At 71.5% G+C, this 25,938-nt stretch carries 19 protein-coding genes; 6 read left to right on the top strand and 13 right to left on the bottom strand.

The window, feature by feature from the left end; genetic code table 11:
• Positions 1 to 34 precede the first annotated feature (34 nt).
• From ACG83_RS29080 to ACG83_RS29045, 8 genes are all read right to left on the bottom strand, one after another.
• A complete protein-coding gene (locus tag ACG83_RS29080; protein WP_054569430.1) occupies positions 35 to 1,801 on the bottom strand; it encodes a serine/threonine-protein kinase in 1,767 nt (588 codons plus the stop codon).
• 101 nt (positions 1,802 to 1,902) lie between these two features.
• Positions 1,903 to 2,838 (bottom strand): alcohol dehydrogenase catalytic domain-containing protein, encoded by a 936-nt coding sequence (locus tag ACG83_RS29075; protein WP_054569429.1) that lies wholly within the window; start codon positions 2,836 to 2,838, stop codon positions 1,903 to 1,905.
• 152 nt (positions 2,839 to 2,990) lie between these two features.
• The gene (locus tag ACG83_RS29070; protein WP_054569428.1) at positions 2,991 to 4,295 is read right to left on the bottom strand and encodes an amidohydrolase family protein; all 1,305 of its coding nucleotides are present in this window, start codon (positions 4,293 to 4,295) and stop codon (positions 2,991 to 2,993) included.
• On the bottom strand, positions 4,292 to 4,648 hold the full coding sequence (locus ACG83_RS29065; RefSeq protein ID WP_054569631.1) for a DUF4286 family protein: 357 nt from the start codon (positions 4,646 to 4,648) through the stop codon (positions 4,292 to 4,294). Before ACG83_RS29065 ends, ACG83_RS29070 begins: the two co-directional genes overlap by 4 nt.
• Positions 4,649 to 4,710: 62 nt before the next feature.
• Positions 4,711 to 5,472: an SDR family oxidoreductase gene (locus ACG83_RS29060; RefSeq protein WP_054569427.1), complete on the bottom strand. Its 762-nt coding sequence runs from the start codon at positions 5,470 to 5,472 to the stop codon at positions 4,711 to 4,713.
• A gap of 127 nt (positions 5,473 to 5,599) precedes the next feature.
• Positions 5,600 to 6,874: a cytochrome P450 gene (locus ACG83_RS29055; protein ID WP_083473647.1), complete on the bottom strand. Its 1,275-nt coding sequence runs from the start codon at positions 6,872 to 6,874 to the stop codon at positions 5,600 to 5,602.
• A 220-nt stretch (positions 6,875 to 7,094) separates the two neighbouring features.
• The gene (locus tag ACG83_RS29050) at positions 7,095 to 8,336 is read right to left on the bottom strand and encodes an MFS transporter (RefSeq protein ID WP_054569426.1); all 1,242 of its coding nucleotides are present in this window, start codon (positions 8,334 to 8,336) and stop codon (positions 7,095 to 7,097) included.
• A gap of 22 nt (positions 8,337 to 8,358) precedes the next feature.
• Complete coding sequence (locus ACG83_RS29045) at positions 8,359 to 9,195, bottom strand: alpha/beta fold hydrolase (RefSeq protein WP_076827060.1); 837 nt, start codon at positions 9,193 to 9,195, stop codon at positions 8,359 to 8,361.
• A gap of 188 nt (positions 9,196 to 9,383) precedes the next feature.
• Here ACG83_RS29045 and ACG83_RS43020 point away from each other — a divergent pair, with 188 nt between their 5' ends.
• Entirely contained in the window at positions 9,384 to 9,596 is a 213-nt protein-coding gene (locus ACG83_RS43020) for a 2TM domain-containing protein (RefSeq protein WP_083473646.1), read from the top strand.
• 93 nt (positions 9,597 to 9,689) lie between these two features.
• On the opposite strand, the gene ACG83_RS29040 is transcribed toward ACG83_RS43020, so the two are convergent.
• Entirely contained in the window at positions 9,690 to 13,262 is a 3,573-nt protein-coding gene (locus ACG83_RS29040; RefSeq protein ID WP_054569425.1) for a BTAD domain-containing putative transcriptional regulator, read from the bottom strand.
• Positions 13,263 to 13,347: 85 nt separating this feature from the next.
• Positions 13,348 to 15,591, bottom strand: a complete 2,244-nt coding sequence (locus tag ACG83_RS29035; RefSeq protein ID WP_054569424.1) for an MMPL family transporter — start codon at positions 15,589 to 15,591, stop codon at positions 13,348 to 13,350.
• Between the two features lie 541 nt (positions 15,592 to 16,132).
• Between ACG83_RS29035 and ACG83_RS29030 the strand changes: the two genes are divergently transcribed.
• Complete coding sequence (locus tag ACG83_RS29030; protein ID WP_054569423.1) at positions 16,133 to 16,831, top strand: alpha/beta fold hydrolase; 699 nt, start codon at positions 16,133 to 16,135, stop codon at positions 16,829 to 16,831.
• Between the two features lie 135 nt (positions 16,832 to 16,966).
• Here ACG83_RS29030 and ACG83_RS29025 read toward each other — a convergent pair whose 3' ends face one another.
• On the bottom strand, positions 16,967 to 17,278 hold the full coding sequence (locus tag ACG83_RS29025; RefSeq protein ID WP_193209843.1) for an antibiotic biosynthesis monooxygenase: 312 nt from the start codon (positions 17,276 to 17,278) through the stop codon (positions 16,967 to 16,969).
• 313 nt (positions 17,279 to 17,591) lie between these two features.
• Here ACG83_RS29025 and ACG83_RS47065 point away from each other — a divergent pair, with 313 nt between their 5' ends.
• Genes ACG83_RS47065 through ACG83_RS29010 form a run of 4 tightly spaced genes read left to right on the top strand, consistent with a single transcriptional unit; the run spans position 17,592 to position 23,333 of the window.
• Positions 17,592 to 18,326: a hypothetical protein gene (locus ACG83_RS47065; RefSeq protein ID WP_235498257.1), complete on the top strand. Its 735-nt coding sequence runs from the start codon at positions 17,592 to 17,594 to the stop codon at positions 18,324 to 18,326.
• Complete coding sequence (locus tag ACG83_RS47060; RefSeq protein ID WP_235498256.1) at positions 18,326 to 19,066, top strand: hypothetical protein; 741 nt, start codon at positions 18,326 to 18,328, stop codon at positions 19,064 to 19,066. The genes ACG83_RS47065 and ACG83_RS47060 overlap by 1 nt, the downstream gene beginning before the upstream one ends.
• Positions 19,066 to 22,056 (top strand): AAA domain-containing protein, encoded by a 2,991-nt coding sequence (locus tag ACG83_RS29015; protein WP_054569422.1) that lies wholly within the window; start codon positions 19,066 to 19,068, stop codon positions 22,054 to 22,056. The genes ACG83_RS47060 and ACG83_RS29015 overlap by 1 nt, the downstream gene beginning before the upstream one ends.
• Positions 22,053 to 23,333 carry a hypothetical protein gene (locus tag ACG83_RS29010; RefSeq protein ID WP_083473645.1) on the top strand — a complete coding sequence of 427 codons (1,281 nt, stop codon included), beginning with the start codon at positions 22,053 to 22,055 and terminating at the stop codon, positions 23,331 to 23,333. The genes ACG83_RS29015 and ACG83_RS29010 overlap by 4 nt, the downstream gene beginning before the upstream one ends.
• Positions 23,334 to 23,364: 31 nt before the next feature.
• Here ACG83_RS29010 and ACG83_RS29005 read toward each other — a convergent pair whose 3' ends face one another.
• A complete protein-coding gene (locus tag ACG83_RS29005; protein WP_063793231.1) occupies positions 23,365 to 24,081 on the bottom strand; it encodes a response regulator transcription factor in 717 nt (238 codons plus the stop codon).
• Complete coding sequence (locus ACG83_RS29000; RefSeq protein WP_054569421.1) at positions 24,069 to 25,874, bottom strand: sensor histidine kinase; 1,806 nt, start codon at positions 25,872 to 25,874, stop codon at positions 24,069 to 24,071. The genes ACG83_RS29005 and ACG83_RS29000 overlap by 13 nt, the downstream gene beginning before the upstream one ends.
• Between the last annotated feature and the right edge of the window lie 64 nt (positions 25,875 to 25,938).

The raw sequence follows: 25,938 nt of genomic DNA, 5'->3' as shown, positions 1-25,938 counted from the left end.
ACCGTCGCGAAGCCCGGGTTCATGCCGGGCCGGGTCAGCCGGTGAGGACGTAGCCCTGCGCGCCCTCGACGGTCTGGCCTTCGCAGGCGGCGTCCGGGGAGACGAAGTGCTCGCCGGCGGACGTCCGGCAGCGGATGATCACCCTCGTGGCCGGGGTCGCCGGCTGGGCGTTGAGGACCCAGCCGAGGACGCCGACGACCTGCTGTCCCTCGCAGTTCGCGCTGCCCGAGGTGAACGAGTCACTGCCGATCAGGCAGGCGTAGAGCGGGTAGGTGCCAGGCACGTCACCGGACTGGTAGATGGATCCGAGCGTGCTCTCGGCCCAGTAGCCGGCTGGGGCGGGCCCGGTCAGCACGGTGTGATCCGCGCCGTTGTAGTAGCGGACGAGGGCGACCGTCGCCGGGGCCGGAGCCGCGGTGGGAGCGGGGTCGGGCGATGGAACCGTGGTGGCGGTCGGTGCCGCGCCGGCCTGGTCCGTCGCGGTGGCCGATCCGGGGGACTCCGCCGGAGCGATCGCGGTCTCGGTACCTGCCGGCGACGCGGCCGCGTCGGACGTCGTCGCTGTCGGTGGGGTGGCCGTCCCGGGCTGTGGCGGGCTGAGGGCGGCACTCTCCGCCTGCTGGTCCGCGCCGTCGCGGTTCGCGGCGATCGTGCCGGCGGCGATCGCGCCGGCGACGAGTACCGCGGCCAGGGCGGCCCCGGCGGTGATGGCGGGCCGGCGGGCTCGGCGCCGGCCGGCCGGCTGACCGGGATCGACCTGGGTCGGGTCCAGCGGTCCGGCGGCTGGGTCAGCGGCCTCCACACCGGTGCGCGCCATCGCCGGGACGCCATCGGCGGACCAGCGCGGCGGCATGGGCGAGGACGTCCGTACGGGCGCGGGCGGCTGCGGTGGTGGGCCGGGCAGCGGCGATGTGCGGAGCAGCGCGGATGTGGCCGGCGACCAGAGCCGGTCCACGGTGTGCTGGGTGAGGTCCTCCGCCGCCGCGAGGCTGGTGATCTCGGCGCCGAGGATCGCGGTGAGTGCCTCGTCCGCGCTGGGCCGGCGGGACGGATCCTTGTCGAGCGCGCGGGTGAGCAGCCCGAGGAGACGAGTCGGCACACCCGTCAGGTCGGGGGAGTCCCGCAGCATCCTGATGGCCGTCGCGGCGGGTGCCTCGGCGGGGAACGGATGCCGGCCGCGTGCCGCGTAGACCAGGCACATGGCCCAGGCGAAGATGTCCGCCGCGGGCCCGGCCCGCTCGCCCAGCAGCTGCTCGGGAGCCATCCAGGCGACGGTGCCGAGAACCGCACCGGTGCCGGTGTGGGCGGTGCCGTCGAGCGCCCGCGCGATGCCGAAATCGATGATCTTGGGTCCGGTCGGGCCAAGCAGGATGTTCGACGGTTTGAGGTCACGATGCACCAGGCCGGCGGAATGGGCCGAGAGCAGGGCGGCCGCCAGGCCGCTGCCGATGGCGACGAGCCGGGCCTCCGCCAGGCTGCCATGGGCGCCGATCTCGGCGGCGAGGCTCACCCCCGGGACGTACTCCATCGCCAGCCACGGGGACGCGGCATCGACGTCGGCATCCAGGAACTCGGCGACGAACGGGCCGCGCAGCCGGCGGACGGCGGTGACCTCGCGCCGGAACCGCTCGCGGAGCTCGGCGTCGCTGACCAGGTCGGGCCGGATCACCTTGACCGCCGCGGTTCGCCCGCCCGCGTCGCGCCCCAGGTAGACGGTCCCCATGCCGCCGGAGCCGAGCCGTGCCTCGAGCCGGTACCGCCCGACGACAGCTGGGTCGGAAGCGACGAGCGCCGCCAGCATCCGGGCTCCTCACGCGACGGACAATCAGGGCGTCCCGCAGCCTAACCGCCTGATTTCGCCGCGCCCGATGGTGGCGGCCCCCGCACCCGCCGGTGCCGGCCTCAGATGAGGGCGACCAGGCGGCCGGTGACTCTGTTGGCAGCCAGGTCGGCGAGCCCCTGGGGGATGTCGTCGAAGGTGATCTCGGTGAGGGTGGGGTCGAGGTCGCCGGAGGCGACGTACGTGTAGAGCTCGGCGATGTCGGCCTTGGTGCCGCCCCGCGAGGCGATCAGCCGCGCCTTGCGGCCGACCATCACGCCCAGCGGGATCAGTGCCTCGCTGACGCCGAGGCCGACCTGGACGACGGTTCCGTCGAAGCGGACCGCCCGCAGCGCGCCGGCCGTCGTCGAGCCGAAGCCGGCATAGTCGACGACGAGATCGAAGTCCTGGTCCTCCCACTGGGCGACATCGGTGACGAGCTGGGTGACCCCGAGCCGCTCGGCAAGCGGCCAGACATCCCGCTTCGGTTCCGCGACATGGACGTCCATGCCGTTCAGGACGGCGATCCGGGCGGCTATCTGGCCGAGGCCCCCCAGACCGATCACTCCGACCTTCATACCGGCCTTCGCCTCACCGCGACGCATGAGAGCGTGGTACGACGTCATGCCGGCGTCGGTCATCATGGCGCCGTGGGCCCAGCCGACCTCGTCCGGGATCGCGACGAGGTCGTCCGCTGGCGACACCTGCTTCGTGGCGAAGCCGCCGTCGTAGTGGAAGCCCGGGCACCGGCTGGTGTTCGTCGGGCAGACCGAGGCCCGATCGCCGACCTTCCAGTCGCCCACGTCGGAGCCCACAGCGCTGACGACACCGGCCAGCTCGTGACCGATGATCGTCCCGAGCAGCCAGTCGGCGCCGTGGCTTTCGATCTCCATGACGTCGGAGTGGCAGAGCCCGGATCCCCTCACGTCGAGGACGACCTCATCCGGGCCGGGCTCGGGATCCGCCTTCTCGACCAGTGCCAGTGGCTTGCCGAACTCCACGAGCTGCCATCCCCTCACGGGCGCCTTATCCTCTCTCGCTCCCTCGTCGGGCGTTCACGCGCGGTCTCGCTGGCCGTTGCCGATGGGCCGAAGGCGACCATCGGCAACGGCCCGACCCACCGCATCCCTCGCTGACCGGTCCGGACTGGGCTTACCCGCTCCGACCGGGTCTACCGGCCCGTGGTGGTTCCGGCGACGGCGGCGCGGGCGCGCTGGCGGAACTGCTCGAGCTTGTCCTGCGGCTGGATGATCTGATGGCTGCGCGGCTGGACGCTGATGTCGTGCCCCTCGGCCGCCCGGCGCAGCGCGCCGACGGTCGCGTCCTCCTTCCTGATATGCGCGAACGGGTCGAACGAGTACCAGCGCATCGCGTTCTCGTACGTCATCCTGTTGATCTCTTCGGCCGGGACGTTCCACTTCTGGAAATCGGCCCACAGCCCCTCGGGGGCGGTCGGCCAGGCCGAGTCGCTGTGCGGGTAGTCGCACTCCCAGGCGATGTTGTCGATGCCGATCTCGTGCCGCAGCCCGACCCCCAGCGAGTCGGCGATGAAGCAGGTCAGGAAATGCTCACGGAAGACCTCCGACGGCTTCTTGCCGCCGAAGTCCTGCATGGTCCAGGTGGCGTGGGTCTCGAACGTCCTGTCGGCCCGCTCCAGGAAGTACGGGATCCAGCCGGTGCCGCCCTCGGACAGTGCGATCCGCAGCCCCGGAAAGTCCTTGAGGACCCGGGACCACAGAAGGTCCGCCGCGGCCGAGACGATGTTCATCGGCTGCAGAGTAATCATGACGTCGGGCGGTGAGTCGACCGCCGGCACGGCGATCCGCCCGGACGAGCCGATGTGGATCGACAGCACCGTGTTCGTGTCGCACAGCGCCTCCCACAGCGGGTTCCAGAACTCGTCGTGAAAGCTCGGCATGCCCATGACGGCGGGGTTCTCGCTGAACGTCAGCGAGTGGACGCCGCGCGCGGCGTTGCGGCGGACCTCGGCCGCGCACAGCTGGGCGTCCCAGATCACCGGGATCGTCATCGGGATGAACCGGCCCGGATAGGCGGCGCACCAGTCCTCGACGTGCCAGTCGTTGTAGGCCCGCACCAGCGCCAGCGAGAAGTCGACGTCCTCGGTGACGAACAGCCGGCCGGCGAAGCCCGGGAACGACGGGAAGTTCATCTGGGCCAGCAGGCCGCCAGCGTTCATGTCCTTCACTCGTTCGTGCACGTCGTAGCAGCCGGGGCGGATTTCGTCGAGGCCCTGCGGCTCGAGGCCGTACTCCTCCTTGGGCCGGCCGGCGATCGCGTTGAGCGCGGCGTTCGGGATCACCGTGTCACGGAACTTCCAGACGTCGGTCCCGTCGTCGCGGTGCACCAGCTGGGGCGCGTCGTCCTCGTACTTCTTCGGAAGCCGGCCGACGAACATGTCCGGCGGCTCTATGACGTGGTCGTCGACACTGACCAGAATCATGTCGTCGAGATTCATGGCACTGTCCTCCTCGGCTTCTCGTGTTCGAACGAGACCCGCATGAGCCGCATCTTCGGGGTCGGATTCATCTGCAGGGTCTCGGACATCTTCAGCTCACCGGCGGCCGAGGCGGCCTTCACCCGATCGAGGATCACCTCCGGATCGCCCTCGATCACGTACTGCGCGATGTACGGGCCGTCGTCGCCGACCGGCTCAAGCCGCCGGCCCGAGAGATAGCCCTCGAACGCGACCATCTCCGGGACGTGCACCTCGTCGTACCAGCGGTTGAACTCGGCTAATGTCTCCGGATCCCGGTTCACCGGACTCGACTCCACGTGCAGGATCCAGCGGGGGAGTTGCTCGGTCGCCACGATCTCCTCGTTTCTCGGCTCGGCTGCGGACACGGGTGCGGTTGCAGGCGCGGTCGAATGCGTCAGGTGCGGGGGATCCAGCCGCCGTCGATGTTGAGGGTGTGACCGGTCACCCAGTCGCTGCCGGGGCCGACGAGGTAGAGGAGGCCGGGGACCAGCTCCTCGGGGTCGCCGAACGGGAACGGGATCGACTTCTCGATCACCGCCCGCACTGCCGGCGGTGCGACGATCGCGCCGGCCTCGGTGTTGACGTAGCCCGGCGCGATGGCGTTCACCCGGATGCCGAACGGCGCGAGCTCACGGGCCAACGACAGGGTCATGCTGACCACGCCCAGCTTGGAGATGCCGTAGGCGTTCGCCCCCATGAACGCACCGCCCGACGACTGGTTCACGATCTTCCCGTAGCCCCGTTCCTTCATGTGGGGCAGCACCGCGCGGACGCACAGCAGCGGGCCGGTGAGGTTCACCGCCATCGTGCGCTCCCACAGGTCCAGCGGCATCGTGGTGAGCGTTCCCCGGCCGACGACCTCGGCCATCAGCGCCGCGTTGTTCACCAGGATGTCCACGGACCCGAAGCGCTCCGCCGCCGCGGCCGCCATGGCGTTCACGCTCGCCTCGTCGGCGACGTCGGCCCGCACCGCGAACGCCCGATGCCCGGCCGCGGCCAGTTCCTTCGCGGCCGTCTCGGCGCTGTCGAGATTGATGTCGGCCAGGACCACGGCGGCACCGGCCTCGGCCAGCCCCTTCGCGTAGGCCTTGCCGATACCACCAGCCGCGCCGGTGACGATCGCGACCTTTCCCTGCAATGTGGCGCCCTCTGACATGGTGAATCCTCCTCACAGGCCAGTGGCGGGAGAGTTTCGGACGGCGGCACCGTCTTCAGCGAGCCTTTTCCGTCTCACGTTTGTCGAGCGCTGTGGCCACCCGCCCGGAGTAGACGATGGAAAAGGCTCAGTCGTCGCCCTTTCCCAGCAGCATCGGGAAGGAGCCGATGGACCGGACACCCGGCGTGAAATCGAGTCGGGCTCCCGGCCTGATCCGGTAGTGCGGGATACGTGCATGCCATTCACGGAGCACGACGCGCAGCTCCATGCGGGCCAGATGGGAGCCGAGGCAGCGGTGTACCCCGCCACCGAAGGCGATGTGGCGGTTGGTCGTGCGGTCGAACCGGACCTCGCCGGCGTCGGCGAGCTCCTCCTCGTCGAGATTCGCCGAGCCGAGGTACACGTAGACCTCGTCGCCCCGGTGCACCGGGCAGCCGACGAGATCGGTGTCAGCCATGGCGACCCGGGAGACGAGCATGACCGGGGATTCCCAGCGCAGCAACTCCTCGACGACCTTGTCGATGTTGCCGGGGTCGGCGACGACCTCGGCGCGGCGCTCGGGGTTCTCCGCGAGGTAGGCCATGAACGTGTCGAGCGACGCGGAGACGGTGTCGAGGCCGGCGGTCAGGAACAGGAAGCAGATGTCGAGGAGCTCCTCGCGGGTCAGCGTCTCCCCGTCGATCTCGGTCGAGATCAGATGGCTCAGGAGGTCGTCCCGGGGTTCCCGCTCCCGCTCGTCGAGCACCTCGTCGTAGTAGGCGTAGATCTCCTGCGCGGTCCTCGCCTTGAGCGCGGCGACGTCCGGATGGTTCACCGGCAGGCCGAGCAGCACGGCCGGGCGGACGATGCCGTCCTTGAGCCGGAGGAACGTCGGGAGGTCGTCGAGCGGCAGCCCCAGCAGGGTGAGGAAGATCTGGGACGGCAGCGGAATCGAGAACTGCCGGGAGAAGTCGATCTCCTCGGCGCCGGCGAAACCGTCGATGAGGTCGTGGACGAGTTTCCGGACCGGCTCCTCCCACCGTTCGATCGCCTGCGGGGTGAAGATCGGATTGATGAGCTTGCGGTACTTGCGCTGCTCAGGCGGGTCGTACTCGATCGGGATGAGTGGCCGCACATTGCCGAGGCGGCCGGCATGCGCCGCGGAGGAGTAGACCTCCGGATACCTGAAGATCTCGTCGACCGCCTGCCGCCCGGAGGCGATGACCGCCGAGCCGAACATGCCGACCGTCCGTCGGGCCCGACCGGCGTCCCGCAGAGCCTGGTACGTCGGCTTCGGATCCCTCGCGACGTCGATGGTCATCAGTTCGACGATGCTTCCGCCACAGGCGCCACCCGAGGCCGCCGCGACGCCGACGGTGCCGCCTTCGACGGACCCACCGTCGCGGGCTAAGTCGTCAACCATTCTCCGCTCCTTGTCCGTCAGACCGATCGGCCTGGTGGGCCTGTGGCCCGGTGGGGCCGAAGAATCCCGGCGGCGTGATGCCGGCCGCCGTCGGACGGAAGAATATAGTTGACCCAGTCGTCTGTCTACGCGATGGCGGGAGCGCGCGGAAGCGCCCCGGCTGCCGACAGCCGGGGCGCAGGGCGCGCAGGGCGCAGGGGTGAGTGGAGCTGGAGCAGGCTCAGGCGGAACGGGGGACCGGTACCGGCTTCGCCCGAGCGACGGTCGCGGCGTACAGGAACAGCCCGGCCGTGGTGAGCACGAAACCGGCCCAGACCGTGGAGAGGGTTCCCCAGCCGGCGTCGAGGGCTACCGCGCCGCCGATCGCGCCGAGCGAGTTGGCCAGGTTGAGGGCGGCCAGGTTGAGCGCACCCATCAGCGTCGGGGCATCCGGCGCGAAGCTGGTCAGCCGGACCTGGACGGTGGGGATCGCGGCCATCATGGTGGCGCCGACGCCGAACAGGCATGGCAGCAGGACGACCAGGTCGTCGCCGGCCACGCCGATCAGGGTCAGGAAGACCAGGACACCGCCGTAGCCCCAGAGCAGGCCGCGGTTCTCGTAACGGTCCGCGATGCGTCCGCCGAGGTTGTTGCCGACGGCCATGCCGAGACCGAAGATCGCCAGTGCGACCGGGATGAGGGAATCGTCGCGTCGCGCCGCGTCGGTGACGAACGGGCCGATGAACGTGTAGACCGCGAAGATGCTGGAGATACCCAGCGCCGCGACGGTGACCATCAGCCAGACGTTGAGGCGGCGCAGGCCGGCCAGCTCGTCCGCGACGGAGCCGCCGCGCAGGTCGTCCGTGCGGGGCAGCCAGGCGACCAGGGCGGTGCCGGCGAGCAGGCCGACGGCGACCACCGCCCAGTACAGGGCCCGCCAGCCGGCGTGCTGGCCGACGAGGGTGCCCAGCGGCGACCCGGCGATGGTGGCGACGGTGAGCCCGCCCATCACGGTCGCGAACGCTTTGCCGCCGCGGCCCGGGCCGTACACGTAGGCGGCGACGACCGCCCCGGCACCGAAGAACGCACCCTGCACGCTGCCGGCGACGAACCGGAAGAGGACGAGCAGCGCGATGTTCGGTGCGACCGCGGAAAGCCCGTTACCGACCAGGAAAAGCGCGATCAGGCCGAGCAGGAGAGTGCGCCGGTTGGCCCGGGCGGCGAGCAGGGTGATCAGCGGCGAACCGATGATCACCCCGACGGCGTAGGCGGTGATCGCATAGGTCGCGGCCGGAATCGACACGTCCAGGTCGGCGGCGAACAACTGGATGACGCCATTGCTGCCGAACTCGCCGGTGCCGATCGCGAAGGTGCCCAGCGCCAGCGCGAACAATGCCAGCCTCGGATTGCCGACGGATGGGCTCTCGGGGGTGCGCCGATTCTCCTCGGCAGTGCACTGAGCTTCGTAGGCGCGTTGATGCATGGGATCGGGCTCGGCGGGCGCGTCAGCGCGCGGCGGCGCGTCTGATGAGGTCGGCCGTCGCGGCGGGCTGCGCGATCATCGCGACGTGCGAGGCACCGACCTCGACGGTGCGCGCACCGGCCCGCTGGGCCATGAACCGCTGCGCCGCGGCGGGCAGCACCCTGTCGTCGCGGGCGACGAGGTACCAGGAGGGAATGCTCCGCCAGGCCGGGGCGCCGGACGGCTCCTGCAGCGTGCGTAGGTCACCGGGCCGCTGGCCGGCCCACATCAGGTCGGTGGTCGCCTTCGGCACGTCGCCGGCGAACACGTCCCGGAAGACCTCCTTCCTGATGTACCCGTCGACGCCGTCACCGTGGGGACGGAAGTCCAGTGCGGACTCGTCGAGCCGGCTCCCGGGGTACTTCGTCTGCAGGCCCAGCAGCGTCTCGCCCTGGTCGGGGGCGAACGCGGCCACGTAGACCAGCGCTTTCACGTTCGCGTTGCCGGTCGCGGCGTTCGTGGCGAGGATCCCGCCGTAGGAGTGCGCGGCGACGACGAGCGGGCCCCCGAGGGTGGCCAGGATGCTGGCCAGGTAGGCGGAGTCGGTGGCCACGCCGCGCAGCGGGTTCGGCGGGGCGATGACCGGGTAGCCGTCGCGGATCAGCCGGGTGGCGACATCGTTCCAGCCGGAGGCGTCGGCGAACGCGCCGTGTACGAGGACCACGGTGGGCTTCTGCCCGCCGTCGCCGCGGGTGTGGGCCTGCGCGGCGGGCGCTGCGAGTGCCGAGCTGGCAGTGAGGACCGAGCCGGCCGCGAATGCGGAGCCGGTCGCGACAGCGGCCGATCCGGCCAGCAGCGTCCGGCGAGTTGCCGTCGTCAATGAAGATCCTTCAATCTGGAACCGTCGATGTATGTCGATCTCGACCGCGTCCGCTTTGCCTGGTCGCGACCGACGGCCAGCCTAGGGCGGGATACTTGACGGGCACTGAACAGGCTCGGGTGTTTTTTGGCGCGGGTATGAGCGGGGCTGTCAACTTCTCATCAAGTGCATTGACCTAGTCTGCTTCAATGAAGGCGAACAAGAGTGCGGCGGCCGTCAAGTGGGGCCTTTGGAGTCATGTCATCTCCTATGTCGTGGTTGTTCTGGCGCAGGTCGTTCTGTGGGCGCTTCTAACCCCCGACATCTTTTTCTGGCCGCTTTGGTCGATCGTGGCCTGGGGAATCGGGCTGGGATTTCACATCTGGGCCGTGCGCTCTCGGTTGCTGCCTGGCAGGACCTGAGGACCGTGGTCGCCGGAACGACCAGAATCCTCAGATCCTCGGATCCTCAGGCTGCCGCCGCTGCCGAGTAGGACCTGGGGTCCGCGGTGTCGATCAGGTTCCGGCTGGCGTCCGCGGCAGGCCGGCGAGCAGTTCGTCGGCGCGGCGGGCGAACAGGTGGGCCTCGCGTTCGACGGCCAGCGCGCGAGCACGCTCGGCGATGGCCCGGACGTCGGCCGCGGGCTCGTCGCATGCCTGCATCAGCTGTGCTCGCACCAGCAGGATCAGGCTCTCGGGGTAGCGCTGGCCGTAGGCGTCGAGAACCTGCTCGGCCCGGTCGAGGGCGGTGGTGGTCTCGGCCAGCAGCCCGGCCGCCAGCCACATCTCGGCGAGCAGCCCGTACCAGGTGGCCAGGCCCGAGCGCGGAGGGTCGAGCAGCGCCGCGTCGATGATCCGCTGTGCCTCGCGTGCCTCGCTCGCCGCGCTGACCGGGTCATGGCCGGTCACGGCCCGCGCCCAGCAGCGAGCCAGCCGCTGGTAGCTGCCGAGGAAGAGGTAGGAGAACTCCGGGTCCACCGCGATTCCCCGCTCCGCCGCGCGCAGTGCCCAGGGCGGGTCGCCGGCAAGCGCCGCCGCGGTGACGGCGAAGGCGGCCCAGACCGTGATCGCGTAGGGGTCGTCGCCCGCGGCGGACTCCAGTCTGTCGAACAGGTGCCGTGCCTGCTCGACGTCCCCGTGCAGCGCGGTGTTCAGCGCGAACATCACCGGCGAGAGCAGCTGCAGGTCGTGCCGGAGCGGATCCTCCTCGCGCTGCGGCGAAGCGGCGCCGTCGGCGGCGGCGCAACCGGCGGCCGCGCCGTCGGCAGCGGCACCGTCGGCAGCGGCACCGTCGGACCTGGTCGAGCTGGACTGGCCCAGGTACCGCACCGCCTCGCCGATGTTGCCCACGTCCCACTGGTGGATGCCCCACGCGTGCCGACCGTAGGCGCGGATCACGGGGTCGGCGGACATCTCGCCCTCCTCGAGCAGCTGGCGGGCCAGCCGGCCGCCGCGGTCGAGCTGGATGCCCTGCGAGTTCGCGGCCCATCGGGAGAAGAGGAAGTCGGCCGCCTCCCGCTCCCGGCCGAGCAGGCGTGCCAGGTACTCGGCGCGCTCCAGCAGGTCCGCCGCGGAGCCGACGTACCCGGACTGCATCCCCACCGCCGCGGTGAGCTGCGACAGCGCGGACAGTTCCAGCTCCGCCAGACTCGCCGTCCGCGCCACCCGGGCGGCTGACACCAGCTGTCGCGCCGCGGCGTCGAACGCGGACTTGGCCGCGGCGCGTCGGCCGGCGCGTTCCAGCGCGTCGGCGGTACGCGCCGGGTCGGCGAGCGGGCCGGCGGCCCACAGGTGATGGGCGAGCCGTTCGGCGATGGACTCGCTGTCCGCGCCGGAGCATTCCAACGCGTCGGCGATGCGCAGGTGCAGCCGGGTGGCGCGCGGCGGGGTCGTCGTCCGGACGACCGACTCGCGGACCAGGTCGTGGGCGAAGCGGTACGAGAACGGGTCCGCGGGCTGGTGTTCGAGCAGGCCGAGTGCCTCCAGGGGTTCGAGCCGGTCGATGCAGGTCTGGACGTCGAGGTCGGCCGCGCGGGTGAGCAGGCCGAGGTCGACGTCCCGCCCGATCAGCGCGGCGAGCTGCAGCAGGTCCCGGGTGTCGGTGTCGAGGCCGGCCATCCGGTCACGGACGATGTCGCGGACACTGGACGGCACGGCGGCCCGGGCCGCGGCCTCCTCGGTGAGATCCCCGCCGTCGGCGAGCAGCCGGGACAGTTCCCGGACGAAGAACGGGTTGCCCGCGGTACGGGTGTGGATGCTGTGGGTGACATCGGTGCCCGGGGTCTGGCCGGTCTCGATCCGGACGAGCTCGGCGACCTCGGCCGGATTGAACGGGCCGAGGCGGATGCGGCGGTGCTGGGGGAGTCGGCTGGCCGCGGCCAGCAACCGGGCCAGCTCGGAGCCGGGTACGGGCGCGCGGTCCCGCAGCGCCCCCAGGATCGCGCTGCCGTGCGGCATCCGGGCGGCGAGGTGGCTGAACATCTGAAGCGAGGCGAGGTCGGCCCACTGCAGGTCGTCGACGACGATCACCACCGGCCGCCGCGCCGCGGCCTGGCTGACGAGCGCGACAGCTCGCTCGAACAGCCGGAACTGGGCGCCGCTGTTGGGCAGCACCACGGTGTCCGACATGGTCGGCGCATCAGGTGGGAACGTTGCATCCGGTGCGAACGGTGCATCAGGTGAGTACGGTGCGTCCGGTGGGAGCGGCACCGCGGGGCTGGCACTGCGGCGTTCCACCAGACGGCCCAGCTCGCTCGCCAGCCATTCGTCCCGCGCCGTGGGGGGCAGCTCGCCGAGCAGTGTGCCGACCGCCTGTACCCACGGCCACATGGAGGGCGTCCCGTCGCCTTCGAGGCAGCGGCCCCAGACGACGAGCGCACCACGCCGACTCGCCTCGGAGCTGCCGTGCTCCAGCAGACAGGTCTTGCCCGCGCCCGGCTCACCTTCGACGAGGACGAGCCCCGCGTCCCCGGTGAACGCCGAGTCGACCGCGTGGCGCAGCACCGTGAGTTCCTCGGCGCGACCGATCAGGCTGTCGGAGGACGGCGTCCCGGGTGCTCCGATGACAGCCGGCCGTGGCTGCTCGACGAATGCCGGCACGGTGCGGCCGACCAGTGCGGGCGGCTCGGCCGATGCCGGCGTCGCCGAATCCGTCGCCGCTTGCGGTGCCGTCGGTGCCGTCGGTGCCGCATCCGCTGCCGATGGATGTGCTGCCGCCGCTCGGCCCGCCCCCGGCCCCGCCGCCCCCGCGGGACCGTCGGTGCCTGCGCCGCTTGCGGTGCCTGCGCTGGTGGCGGCGGCGACCGGCAGCGGCTGGCCTAGGACCTCCAGCTGCGCGGCCCGCAAGGCCGGTCCCGGATCGATGCCGAGATCCTCGGCGAGCCGGGACCGGACCGTCTCGAACACCGACAGTGCCGCCGCCTGCTGGCCGGCGGCAGCCAGCGCACGGATGAGACTCGCCTGGACGGGTTCGTGCAGTGGCGCCATCCCCGCCGCCAGCCGCAGCGGCGGCAGGACCCGCGCGGGCTGGTCGCGGGCCACCGCGAGCTCGGCCGCCGCCACGCACGCGTCGAAGAACTCGCCGTCCAGCGCCGCGAACACGGGCATGGCGCCCGAACCGTGCGCCAGCCCGCCACCCGCGGGGCCGTGCCAGAGCGCCAGCGCCTCCAGGTAGCGGTCGAGCGCCACGTCGTGGTGCTGCTGGGCGAGGCCTGCCCGCGCCGTCTCGACGAGCTCCCGGAACGCGGCGGCGTCCAGGATGCCGGGGCCGGCCGCGAACAGGTAGCCGCCACCGTGGCGCAGCAGGTACGACCCGGCTCCGCGGGTGGGCAGCGCGGGTTCCAGCAGGCGCCGCAGCGTACCGACGTACTTCTGGAGGATGTTCACGGCCGAGGCCGGGATGTCGTCGCCCCAGATCAGGTCGATCAGCTCACTGGTGCTGATCGGCCGGCCGGCGCGGACGAGGAGCAGCGCGAGCAGGTACGCCTGCTGCCGGGGGCCGGCGTCCAGCTCGACGCCACCGCGCCAGATCCGCAGCGGGCCGAGGATCTGAAGACACAGCTGCCCACCGGAGGACGGCCGTACTGCCACGCGGAGTTCCCATTCCCGAAGGGATGAACGCCGCGACCGGCGTCCTCCATGAAATCCTAATATTCTGCGGACGAGGTCCGGGCAATTACGCCACGGCGTCGGATTGCGGGCTGGCCGGCGCGGGATGCGGGGCAGGCAGCGGATACGAGTCGTCGGGTGCCTCGTGGAGGCCGTGCCGGGCGTAGAAACGCCGCAGCGGCGCGGGCGCCCACCAGTTCGTGTTGCCGAGCAGGCGCATGGTGGCGGGTACGAGCAGTGCCCGGACGATCGTCGCGTCCACCACGATGGCGATGATCATCGCCACGCCGATCAGCTTGATGAACGTGATGCCGGAGATCGAGAACAGTCCGATCACGACCAGGATGAGGATCGCGGCACTGGTGATGATCCGCCCGCTGCGCTGCAGCCCGATCGCGACCGCGGTCGTGTTGTCACCGGTGCGGTCATATGCCTCGCGGATCCGGGACATCAGGAACACCTCGTAGTCCGTCGACAGCCCGAACACGATGGCCAGCACGAGAATCGGCTGGGTGGCCTCGAGCGTCCCGGTGGAGGTGAAGTCCAGCAGGCCCGACAGATGGCCGTCCTGGAAGATCAGCACCAGCGCGCCGAACGAGGCGCCGAGCGACAGGACGTTCATCACGATCGCCTTGATCGGCAGAACGACCGAGCCGAACGCGAGGAACAGCAGGACGAACGTCGCGCCGACGATGATCAGTGCCATCCACGGCAGCAGGTGCCCGGTCGTGTGCAGCTGGTCGGCCAGCTCCGCCGTGAAACCGCCCACCAGCACCGAGCCACCGGGCGGCACCGGGACGTCCCGGATGCGGCTCACCAGGTCCCGGGCCTGCGCGGAGATCGGGTCACCCGCGTAGTTCACGGTGACCCGGGCGACTTCACCGGACGTCGCGGTGACCGCGGCCGCGGTGACCCCGTCGACGTCGCTGACCGTGGCGACGTAGCGCTCCAGCGCGGCCTGGTCGGGGGACGTCACGATCGCCTCGATCGGCAGCTGGCTGTTCTGGACGAACTCCCGGTCGGACGTCTCGGAGACCACGCGGCTCTCGGTGCCCGCCGGGAGCACCCGCGGGTCGATGCCGCCGAACTCGACCCGCAGGAACGGCGAGCCGGCCAGCAGCAGGACCGCGAGCACGCCGGCCGCGTACAGAACCGGTCGGCGCATGATGCTGTGCGCGAGCCGATACCAGAACCCGTGCTCGACCTCGCCCACCGCGGAATTCGGCCCCGCGGCGTGGGACGGGCCCTCCGGAGACGGGCCCTCCGTGGGAGACGAGCGTGCCGGGCGCCGTCTGCGCAGCACGGCGAGCGCGTCCACCCGGGAGCCGAGGACGCCGAGCAGCGCCGGCAGCACGGTCAGTGCCCCCAGCATCGCGACCACGACGGCGGCCAGGCCGCCGAACCCCATCGAGCGCAGGAACGACATCGGGAAGATCAGCAGCCCGGCCAGCGACACCGCGACGGTGACGCCGGAGACCGCGACAGTGTGGCCGGCGGTGGCCACAGTACGGACGACCGCGTCCTCGACATTCAGCCCACGGGCGATCTCCTCCCGGAACCGGCTGACCATGAAAAGGCCGTAGTCGATCGCCAGACCCAGCCCGAGAATCGTCACCAGGTTCACGGAGAAGACCGAGACCTCGGTCAGATGGCTCAGCCCGCGCAGTGCGGTGAACGCCCCGAGAATGGCCAGGCCGCCGATCACGAGCGGCAGGCCCGCCGCGACGGCACCGCCGAAGACGACCACCATCAGCACGAGGAGCACCGGAATGGAGAGCATCTCGGCCCGGGCGATGTCCGCCGCCACCCGCTCCCCGATGTCGCGGTTGACCGCCGTGATCCCGCCGAGCTGGGTCTGCAGGCCGGGCGCGGCCAGGTCGTCCTCGATCTCCTCCAGCCGGTCGATGCGCTGCTGCTCGTCGCCGGCCAGCGTCAGGACCGCGTAGGTCGCCCGCCGGTCGTGGCTGACCAGAGCCGGGCTGTGCACGCCCCAGTAGGTGATCGTCCTGGTGACGGCGTCACGGGGGAGCGCGTCCAGCTTCTCGGTCACGGCCTGCTGGTACGCCGGGTCGTCGACCGTCATGCTCGTGCTGCGGTAGAGCACGACGAGGTCGTTGCCGGTCCGCCCGAGTGCGGCCTCGGCGCGTTCGACGGCCCGGGAGCTCTCACTGGCCGGGTCGTCGAAGCCGCTCGTGGTCAGCTCGCCGAACACCTGGGTGCCCCAGACACCGCCGAACACGAAGAATGCCCCGGCCAGGCCGAGCACCCACCACCGGCGACGGAACACCGTCCGCCCCAGCCGCTCGAACATCACTGCTCCCTCGGGCATTCCGCATGGCACATAGCCCATGGCCGATGGCCGGCTACCTGTCGTTTGTGGCTCGTGACCGCGATTGCGGAGCGCGAAAACCCTCGCCCGGTCCTCCCTGGTGCGCCGTTCGGCCACTGACTATTGGCCGTCGGCCGACTCCGGCCGCCGCGGAGCCGTTGGCAGGATGGATCCGCGGCAACGAACCACCACCCGGGTGCGCCCGCTTGCTTCGGGCCACATTAGGGACCCGCTCTTGACGGGAAGTGGACGTCCAGTGGATGAGGTCTTTTCCGTCGCCGACGCGGACTCACGGATCCCTGGCCGTGGCCGGTGAGAGGGGAAAAGGCTCACATGCCGCCGGCGACCGATCCGGCGGATTCCGAACCGGGGAGCGTGCGGTGGCCACGGAGAGCGGACCGCGGCGGCGGCGCCTGGCGTGCGGCGCGAGGCCCGGTCGCGGGAACAGTGGTACTACACACATCGTCAACTAACCGGTGGTGTACTCGGCCCTCACACCACCGATCAGGGGAGCCCGAAGAGCATGCCGCAGCCCACTGTCGTCCTCGTCCACGGTGCGTTCGCCGACGCGTCCAGCTTCGCCCGGGTGGTACCCGAGCTGCTCGCCGACGGCCTGCGCGTGGTGGCACCGGCAGTGCCGAACCGCTCGCTGGTCGGTGACGCCGAGTACGTCGGGTCGGTCCTCGCGGCGATCGACGGCCCCGTGGTCCTCGTCGGCCACTCGTACGGCTGCGCGGTGGCCACCGTGGCCGGAGCGGCCCCGAACGTTCAGGCGCTGGTCTATCTCGCCGGTTTCGTCCCCGCGCAGGGTGAGGACCTCGGCGAGCTCCAGGGCCGATTCCCCGACTCCGACCTGGGCCCGGCGCTGATCGCCACACCGTTTCCCGGTGGCGTCGATCTGACGGTCGACGTCGAGCGGTTCCCGGCGGTCTTCGCGCACGACGTCGATCCGGCCGCCGCCGCGGTGCTCGCCGTGTCGCAGCGGCCGCTGTCCGCGGCGGCCTTCGGAGAGAAGGCGCCCGCGGCCGGTTGGCAGACCACCCCGGCGTGGGGGCTCGTCGCCACCGCGGACCACACCATCAACCCGGAGGTACAGCGTTTCGGTTACCAGCGGGCGGGAGCCGACACGATCGAGGTCGACTCCTCGCACCTGGTGATGTTCTCGCATCCGGCCGAGGTGGCCGACCTGATCAGGAAGGCCGTGGCGGCGGTGCCCGCCTGATCCGACGGCGGGTCGCCGCGCCCCGCGCGGCGCGGCGACCCGCCGACCGGACGTGCGTTCCCACCCGGCGTGGCCCCGGCCGGCCAGCTGGCGGCGGGCTGGTCGGGCTGGCCGGGCTGGTGGCGGTCAGAGCGGTCAGGAGCCGCCCGCGACCGAACGGTGGACGACCTCGAACTCCAGCAGGGACGCGCCGGAGGCCACGGGACGGGCACGCTCTCCGGCGTGTGCCTCCATGGCCGGGCCCTTGAGCCACGCCTGGAAGGACTCCTCGCTGTCCCAGTGCGTCACGACGAAGTACCGGTTGTCGCCGGCCACCGGGCGCAGCAGCTCGAACGACTCGAAGCCGGGCTGGCCGTCCACGGCGTGCAGCCGGTTGGCGAACCGCTTCTCCAGCTCGGGGCCGGCGCCCTCGGGAACCTCGATGGCATTGATCTTCACGACGCTCACGCCGTTCAGCGTATGACCAACCGGAGGCCGGGCGGAAGGACAGCAGCCATCCGGGCGGGTGACGAGGGCCGCGTGTGGTCGGAGCAGGGCGGGCGGCGGTTTCCGTGTCGCACGTGCCTTTGTGGCCCCAGACACACGTCAGGCTGAGCCACTGGCATCTCTTTCGGCGCGCCTGGTCGCAAAGGGGAACGCGGGCGCCTCCGGACTGGGCAGCCCGAACGGTGCGCTGGCGCGTGGTTGATTCCCGCCAGGGGGATGATGTGTACGATTTATCGCGGCATCCTGCTCCCTGGCCCGAGGAGGAGCGACCGGCGTGTCGGGACCGCGTGAGAACCTTGTGGTCAACTTTCGTGCGCATGAGCTGAACACCGGCAGCGCGGCGGGCGCCCGGGCTGACTTCGAGCAGATGGTCGCCCAGCTGGTGGACGTCTTTTACCCCGGTGCCCGGCAGGTGAGTGCCAACCCGGGGGACGGCGGCATCGACGTCTTCCACGGCCGGCTCGACGGCCGGATCATCGTCTGGCAGTCCAAATACTTCATGCCGCAGGTGGTGCGGTCGCATCGCGACCAGATCAGGGAATCATTTGCTTCCGCGCAGAAAGATGCTCGCGCGCACGGCTATGTGATCGACGAGTGGATACTGTGCGTCCCCAGCTCCATGGATCATCCGACTACGCTGTGGTGGGATGGATGGCGCCGCGCGCAGGAGGCCGAGACGTCGACCAGGATCGATATCTGGGACGAGACCGGTCTGCGGAGCAGGCTCGCCCAGCCCGCGGCGGGAGCGGTGCTCGCGGCGTACTACCCGGCGCACACCAGGTCACGCACATCGCCTCCGGGCGCGGAGGCAGGAGAAGGCATCCCGGCTTCCGGCCGCGGGGCTTGCGACGCGCCGGAGCCCCGCTCGCGACGGGCCCCTTCTCGGCCGACCGGCGCCCACGCGCCGGCGAGACAGCTCGGATCGCCGGATGCGACTGCCTTCTCCAGGGCGACCCGCAGGAGTCGCGGGGCGACGGCTGGGTGCTGCGAACGGGCGCGGCGATGGTGATGTCCGCACGGCCCGGCCCGGCCTGGTTCCGTCAGGTGCTGATCCGCCGGCACGATCCGCAGGCGGACGAGCAGGCCGCGGCGATCGAGACCCAGCTGCGCCTGCTCGACCGGATCGGCGGCCGTAACGGCCTGCCGCGGAAGGCCGCGGGCCGGGTGGGTCCAGGCGAGGCCGCGGTCGTCTCGGCTCGGCCGGCTGGCCGGACCTGGCGGGACGTGTTCGGCCCGGTGGCTCCGGCCCGAGCGCGGCCGCTGGACCGGGTGACCGCCGCCGCGCTTCTCGCTGTCGCCGCGGCGGCGGCGGACGTCCTGACCAGGCTGCACGACACGGGGCACAGCCACCGCGCGCTCACTCCGGACGCGGTGGTGCTCCCCGGCCCCGGGGGTGGCGCCGCGCTGCGTGACCTCGGACTGGCCGCCGTCGCGCGCCAGCCGGATGAGGGCCCTGCCGAGTACCGTTCGCCAGAGCAGGAGCGGCTCGGGCTCCACGGAGCCGAGGTCGGTTTCCGCACCGACGCCTGTCGCCTCGCCGCCATGACGTACCACTGCCTGACCGGACGACCTCCGGCTCTCGGGAGTCCGCTGCCGTTGCGCGCCTTCGGTCTCGACCTGCCAGACGACCTGGAGGAGCTCCTGAGCGCGGCGCTGGATCCGGATCCGGGCCGGCGGCCCGCTCTTCCGGGCCCGTTCGTCACGGCGTTGCGGGCCGGTTCCGACCACCTCGGCCGGGTCGGGCGCTGATGGCGACCGGTGCGGTCACCCTGCCCGGAGGGATCGCCGTCGTGCCGAGCGCGCGAATGGTCGAGAAGATGGCGAGCGCCCGGGTCCGGGGCGATGACGACCTCGATCCGGAGGGTTTCGTCGACCAGCTCCGAAGAATGTCCTCCGGCGTACCTGCCCGGTTGGACGCGAAAACCGGGCAGGCCGCAGCCACGCTGCGGCTGTACACCGATACCCATATCGCTTTGCTGCGCCCCACGAACCGCAACGACGGTTATTTTCTGAATCATGTCGGCCGGTGGTCGTTCCAGGACCACCGAAGCCTCGCCCAGGGTTTCCTGAGTGTCCGCTGCCCGCGATGGACCGTTCATTCACAGGTCAGGAACATCCCGGCGGGCAGCAGCAGCCATATCGGGGTGCTGGCCGATGCCTGGACGACGCTTCGGGCGTCCGGCCCGCCGGCCGGCCGGATACCCGGGCGGCACCAGGAATACCTCGACACGGTCGAACGCATAGTCCTGCGGACCAGGGATCTCGAACGGGACCGGCTCGCCGTCACGCCGGTTCTCTACCGCGCCCGCCGGGCGACCCGGGAACAGCGCTTCTCCGCCCGCGGGGTCTACGAGTTCCGGCTGGTCGAGAGATGTCAGATCACCGAAGGGACGCAGGTTCAGGTCAACGGCGACCGAGGCCTGCGCGGTGTGGTTCTGCGGAGCGAGAACCTGGACATGACGATCCGGTTCGACGATGTTCCGGACTTCGCCCGCATCCCGGCACAGGGTGCGCTGACGGTGCTGCCGAGCGACGTCGTCTACCGGGCTCAGCTGGGGGCGGTGGCGGCCCTGCGCGACGGCGAGGCGGTCAGCCCCCGTCTGCTGGCGACGCTGGCCGAGCACCGTATCCAGCGCTCCGCCCCGCCGGACCGGTCGGCGGTCCCGGGCCGTGACCTGGAGCGCAGCCAGCTTGACGCGTTCCAGCGTGCACGGGGCGAGCCCGATCTGCTGCTCGTGCTGGGACCCCCGGGAACCGGGAAGACCTGGACGATCACCGAGATGGCCATCGCCGAGGCGGCGGCCGGCCGGCCGGGCGAGGGCCGGGCCCGCCGTGTCCTGGTCACGTCACAGAGCAACCGGGCCGTGGACAACGTCCTGCGGGGCCTGGCCGGCCAGCTGCGGTGCGTTCGCGTCGGCAACCCGGAGGCGCTGACCGGGCCGGCGCGCGAACTCACCGCCGAGGTCCAGGTGGAGGCGCTGAAGGATGACGTCCTGCGCAACACCGAGCCGATCACGTCGGCCCTGGCACCGTTCGCCGACGTCGGCGCCACCCAGGACGACGCCGGAGCCCGGCTTGGGCTGCTGGGCGCGCACCTCGCCGAGGCGCGGCAGGCAGACCGGGACGTCCGGGCCCGGGACGCCGAGCTGGACGACATCACCCGGCGGCTTCGGGCGCCGCTCGAACCGGAGATCGCCCAGGCCCAGGCCGAGATCGATCGGCTGGACGTGGCGACGGAGCGGCAGCGGGATCGTCACGCCTGGGCCCGGGACCGGTACGAGAAGGCAGCGGCTCGGCGCGTGCCCAGATGGTGGGCGGGGATCCGGCGTCGCGGCCTCGACCGGCGCGACCGGGCGGTGCGGGCTGCCGCCGACCGGGTCGACGCCGCGGAGCAGGAACTCGCCACGGCTCGGGCGTGGCATGGCGGCCTGCTGGAACAGGTCGCACTGCTCGTGACCCAGGACAGCGTCGGCGGGCGGCTCCTGGCGGAACGGGAGCACGCGTGGGGCCGCCGTGAGCGGGCGCTCACCCACACCGCGCGGACCGCGGAGCCGCTGTACGCCGAGCTTGAGCTGGCCGGGTGCGGCCTCACCCGTCCGGACGGTGAGACCGACGACGTCGCGGGGTGGGAGCAGCGGGAGCGGAAGCTGCTCGACGCGGTCGGTCTCGCCCGCACCCGTGCGTCCCTGCTGGACGACTGGCGTGGCCGGATCCCCAGCGCGGACGAGGAGCTCAAGCACGAACTGGTCGGCTACGCCGATGTCATCGCCGCGACCTGTATCGGGGTCTCGACGAAGAAGCTGCTCAGTGGGCTGGACTTCGATCTCGCCATCGTCGACGAGGCGGGCCAGATCGCCCTGCCCGACCTGCTGGTGCCGCTCGTCCGGGCCCGCCGCGCGGTGCTCGTCGGCGATCACAAACAGCTGCCGCCCTATCTGGACAACGACGTCGCCCAGTGGTCGCGGGAGCTCGTCCCGGGAACGGAGATCTCCGCCTCGGCCGTGGCCGAGACCCGGGACATCGTCGGGCGCAGCGAGTTCGAGCGGCTCTTCGAGCGGATCGGGGCGGAACACGGGGTGACGTTGACGACGCAGCGCCGAATGCCGGAAACGGTCGCGACGTTCATCTCGAACGCCTTCTACGGCGGGGTGCTCGCCACGGTCCATCCCGGTTCCGGGCCCGACCCGCTGTTCACCAGCCCGCTGGCGTTCGTCGACACCTCCGATCAGCCGCCGGCACGGCGCGCCGAAAGCCGTGCCGGCGCGAACGGGGGAATCAGCAACCGGCTGGAGGCGGACCTCATCGCGGCGCTGCTCGCCAGCTACGGCGGCCACCATCGTGACTGGGCGGTGATCGTCCCCTATCGGGAGCAGGTCCAGCTCCTGCGGCAGACGCTCGTCCGCCGGCTGGGTGGCCCCGTGAGCGTCGAGGACAACATCGGCACGGTGGACGCCTTCCAGGGCAACGAACGCGACCTGATCATCTATGGCTTCACGCGAAGCAACCGCAACGGCACGGTCGGATTCCTCAGCGAGCTACGCCGCCTCAACGTCGCGATGACCCGTACTCGCAGGCAGCTCGTGCTCGTCGGCGATCTCGAAACCCTCGGGAGATCTCAGGACGATGGCTTCCGTGCCCTCATCGGCGAGCTGCGGGTCACCCTGTCGAGGGTGGGCGACCTGCGTGGTTCCCGGGAGATCGAGATGTGGCTGCATGACGCCGCCGGGCGCACGCGGTGAGCCGCCCGTCCACCGGCGCGTCGGCCCGCACACCCGGCGCCCGCACCCCCGGCGCGGGCGGAGCCGGCCTGGGCGGAGCCGGCCTGGGTGGAGCCGGCTTGGGCGGAGCCGGTGAGTGGCTGGTGTTCCCCGACTACCGGGCCCTCGAGCTGGTCATGGCGATGCCGGAGATCCGCCCGCTGCGTGTCTTCTCGGTGCGCTGGCCGCTGTGGCAGGTCGAGGCACAGGCGACCTTCGAGGACAGCCAGCCCTTCGACGTCGTCGACCACTTTCTGCTGCGAGGCATCGTCGACGGCCTGCTGCGCACGACGGACGAGCTTGCCCGTTTCTTCGGGCTGTCCCGGTCGCTCGTGACCCGAGGGGTCGAACATCTCGTTCACATCGGCCATCTCGTGGCGGACGGCCCGGAGCCGGGTGTTCTGCGGCCCACGGAGCTGGGCAGCGCCTCGGTCCGGGACGGGGTGCGCTACGTCCTGAAGGAGAGCCGTCAGCTGCTGATGTTCGACGCCTTCACCCATCGCCCGTTCCCGCGGGTCCACTACGACTCGGCGGTGCGCGTCGTCACGGACGCGGAACCGAAGGCGGGAGACCGGCGTGCCTGGTTCAGGCCGCTGACCTCCGTACGCCCGTTCGAGTTCGACGCGGTGTGGGCGTTGGGGTCACGGCCGGACCGGGAGCGGTTCAACGTGCCGAGCAGGTTGCGGAACCTGCATCCGGTCGGCGCCGCGGCGGCCTGGCTGCCGGCCCACCTCGTCCTCGTGGAAGGTGGCGCGGTGCTGGCCTTCACCCAGGCGGCCCAGGAGCGCGACCGGTTCGTCGAGGAGCTGTGTGGCCAGACGCCCCAGGTCGTGCACACCCTCCTGGGCGAGAGTGGCGTCGACGCACGCCAGACCTGGGTGGAATGGCTACGGGCCCACGGTCTGGGGCAGGGCGTACTGGCCGAACTGCCGAACGGCGTCTGGCGGGCGACGCTCCCAGCCCACATGTTCGGCCGGCCGCCCCTGCAGCCTCTGCACCGGCTCGGCTCCTTCCAGGTGAAGGACACCCGTTTCCTGCAGCTGTGGTGCGACGACGAGCAGACGCGGGCTGACGCGGTGCGCCGCCGTGCCCTGGCGATCGCCCGCCGGTACGGGATCACCCGCACGGAGTTCGACGACTCGGTCGCCGCCGTGGCGAACCTGCTGGAGGTACTGGTTCCCACCTTCGACGAGCTGCTCGAACATGCCGCGGAGTCGGGCGCCACCGCACAGCTGCGGTCATTGGAGGCCCTGCGGTAGACGCGTCGGCGCCCGCCGGGCGGCCGGCAGGTCAGACCGTTGTCGGTGGCGGGACCCGGTGGCCCGGGCCTGGTCGGGCCTCGGTGGTGGCGTTGCGCAGGTAGGTCAGCACGGCGAGAACACGCAGGTTGAGATGACCCGGGTCGTCCGCGCCGCGCAGCTGCAGCTTCGCGGTGATCGCCGAGAGGTGCTTCTCCACGGTGGCGACGCTGCATCCGAGGGCGGCGGCGACGCCACGGTTCGCTCGCCCTTCGGCGACGAGGGACAGGACCCGCTGCTCGTGGGGGGTGAGCCGGTCGAGAGGGTTGTCGCGGCGGCGGCGGTCCAGCAGCCGGCGGACCACCGCGGGATCGATGACGATGCCACCCTGATGTACCTGCTCCAGGGCGTCGACCAGGCCTGAGAGCGTCGCGACCCGGGCTTTCAGGAGATAGCCGATCGCCTGGGTGTCGTCCTGCAGGCCCAGCAGGCGTTCGGCGTAGACCGCCTCGGCGTGTTCGGACAGGACAAGCAGGCCGATGCCCGGATGCGCGGCGCGGATCTGCTCCGCGGCACGGATTCCCTCGTCGGTGAGCGTGGGCGGCAGGTGGATGTCGAGCACCACCACGTCCGGCCGGTACCGGTCGACGGTCTGGCGAACCTCCGGCAGGCTGCCCGCGAGACCGACGACGTCGACTCCGCGTTGCCGCAGGGCCGTGCTGAGGGTGTCGAGAAGCAGCCCGTTGTCCTCGGCGATCACGACGCGCACGGTTTCTCCAATGGGTACGGCTTTTCCGGGGGGTACGGCTTTTCGAGGGGGAGTCGAACGCGCACCCGGGTGCCTGCTCCGGCCGGGCTGTCCATCTGGACGTCCCCGTCGACGGTCGCCACCCGATCCTGCAGATTGCGCAGACCTGAGCCGCCCCCGGGACGGGCGCCGCCGCGGCCGTCGTCCGCGATGATCAGGCACAGGGATCCGTCCAGGCCGTCCACAGTGACCTGGACCTCCGCGTGCGTGGCCTGCGCGTGCTTCCCAACGTTCGTCAGCGCCTCGGCGATGACGAAGTACGCGTTGACCTCGATGTTGCGGTTCCACCGGTCGGGGGGGATCCGCGCGGTGACGGGCAGCGGTGCCTGGTCGACCAGCGCCTCCACGGCAGCGGCGAGCCCGCGCTCGACGAGGATGCTCGGGTAGATGCCCTGCGCGAGGTCACGTAGCTGGGTGACCGCGGTCGAGGTCTGCCGGTGTGCCCTGGTCACCAGTTCGGTGGCCAGGCTCGTCGCCGGGCAGCGGGTGTCCGCCCTGGACAGCGCGTGGTGGGCGCTGTCGAGCAGGACGAGCCCGGCGAGCAACTGCTGTTGCGCACCGTCATGGAGGTCACGTTGTATTCGGCGGCGTTCGTCGAACGCCGCCTGCGAGAGCCGCCGGCGAGAAGCGCGGATCTGCGTGATCTGTGCCTGCACACTGGCATGCAGGCGGGCGTTGTCCAGCGCCAGGCCGGCGGCGGCCAGGACGGCGTCGAGCAGCGGCCGTTGCCGGGCGAGCGCGGGATCGTGCGTGAGGATGGCCAGATCCTGGCCGCGCCGGTGCACGACGGTGCGGTGCCGATGCCCGTCGGTGGAGACGCAGGTGGGCGGCGGGAGCGGCCGGCCGGTGATGTCCACCCAGCCGGGTGCGTCCGGGAGCCGGTAGGCGACTTCGAGTGTGGGGTCGCCGAGAACGTCGGCCATGGCGTCCCGCAGCCGGCGCGGGTCCGGATCCCGCTCCAGCTCGACGATGAGGCGGGCGACGCGGCCACGTGCCACCAGCACTCGCCCGAGGCCGACCAGTGCCGCCGCCGGCAGTGTGGCAGCGGCGAGGGCGGCCACGCCGACAAGACCGAGCCGCAGTTCGGGTGAGCCGTCGACCAGGCTGGTGATGCCGCTGCCGACAGCGAAGGCCGTGCCCAGCAGCAGCACGATCCACAGCGCGGCGGTCATCCGGCGCAACGGCCTGCTGGCGCGGGCCCACCGCACGGCGAGCCGCGCCGCGACCGCCGATGCCAGGACGCAGTAGGTCAGGCTCGACGCCCGTGCGAGCGGTGAGTTGCGCGGTCCGTCCTCCAGCCAGGGCCTGCCGGCGTGGTCGACCAGGTAGCACGCGACCTGGGTGCCCACGCAGGCGGCGTAGGAGAGGCCGACGAGGATCCGGTCGAGGCGGCCATGGAGCTGGCCGGTCGGCAGCGCGAGCGCCAAATGGGCGATCAGCCCCGCGTAGAGGTAGGCGAGACAGGCACCTACCGCCAACACGGCCGGGTTCTCGCTGTAGGTGAGGTCCCCGAGGAACATGCTGAGGCCGCTGGCGACCAGGAGCCGGGCGACTGCCGGCGTGACGGTGGGCCTGCGGGCGAGCAGGCCGGCCAACAGCAGTGAGAGGCCGCCGGCGCGCAGCGGCAGGCTGGCCACCCCGGGGGAGCCGGACAGCGCGAGCATGGTCGCGAGCAGCAGCGCGGCGCCGAGCGGGGCGACAGCCCGGCGCCACCGTGCCCGGACGGGACCCGGCCGTGGCATCAGCTCGCTCATCGGCGGCTCCGCGCCCAGAACTGGGCCGATCCCGGAGCACGCCGTCATCCTGCCACCCCTACGA

The organism is Frankia sp. R43 (assembly GCF_001306465.1).
In the GTDB taxonomy this organism is placed as follows: Bacteria; Actinomycetota; Actinomycetes; order Frankiales; family Frankiaceae; genus Parafrankia; species Parafrankia irregularis.
This window is presented reverse-complemented; position numbering and strand designations above follow the sequence as displayed.

Bases quoted from the DNA above. Each gene is read 5' to 3' on its own strand.
- ACG83_RS29080 (WP_054569430.1), bottom strand. From the start codon at position 1,801: ATGCTGGCGGCGCTCGTCGCTTCCGACCCAGCTGTCGTCGGGCGGTAC.
- ACG83_RS29070 (WP_054569428.1), bottom strand. From the start codon at position 4,295: ATGAATCTCGACGACATGATTCTGGTCAGTGTCGACGACCACGTCATA.
- ACG83_RS29060 (WP_054569427.1), bottom strand. From the start codon at position 5,472: ATGTCAGAGGGCGCCACATTGCAGGGAAAGGTCGCGATCGTCACCGGC.
- ACG83_RS29055 (WP_083473647.1), bottom strand. From the start codon at position 6,874: ATGGTTGACGACTTAGCCCGCGACGGTGGGTCCGTCGAAGGCGGCACC.
- ACG83_RS29050 (WP_054569426.1), bottom strand. From the start codon at position 8,336: ATGCATCAACGCGCCTACGAAGCTCAGTGCACTGCCGAGGAGAATCGG.
- ACG83_RS43020 (WP_083473646.1), top strand. From the start codon at position 9,384: ATGAAGGCGAACAAGAGTGCGGCGGCCGTCAAGTGGGGCCTTTGGAGT.
- ACG83_RS29035 (WP_054569424.1), bottom strand. From the start codon at position 15,591: ATGTTCGAGCGGCTGGGGCGGACGGTGTTCCGTCGCCGGTGGTGGGTG.
- ACG83_RS29030 (WP_054569423.1), top strand. From the start codon at position 16,133: ATGCCGCAGCCCACTGTCGTCCTCGTCCACGGTGCGTTCGCCGACGCG.
- ACG83_RS47060 (WP_235498256.1), top strand. From the start codon at position 18,326: ATGTCCGCACGGCCCGGCCCGGCCTGGTTCCGTCAGGTGCTGATCCGC.
- ACG83_RS29015 (WP_054569422.1), top strand. From the start codon at position 19,066: ATGGCGACCGGTGCGGTCACCCTGCCCGGAGGGATCGCCGTCGTGCCG.
- ACG83_RS29000 (WP_054569421.1), bottom strand. From the start codon at position 25,874: ATGAGCGAGCTGATGCCACGGCCGGGTCCCGTCCGGGCACGGTGGCGC.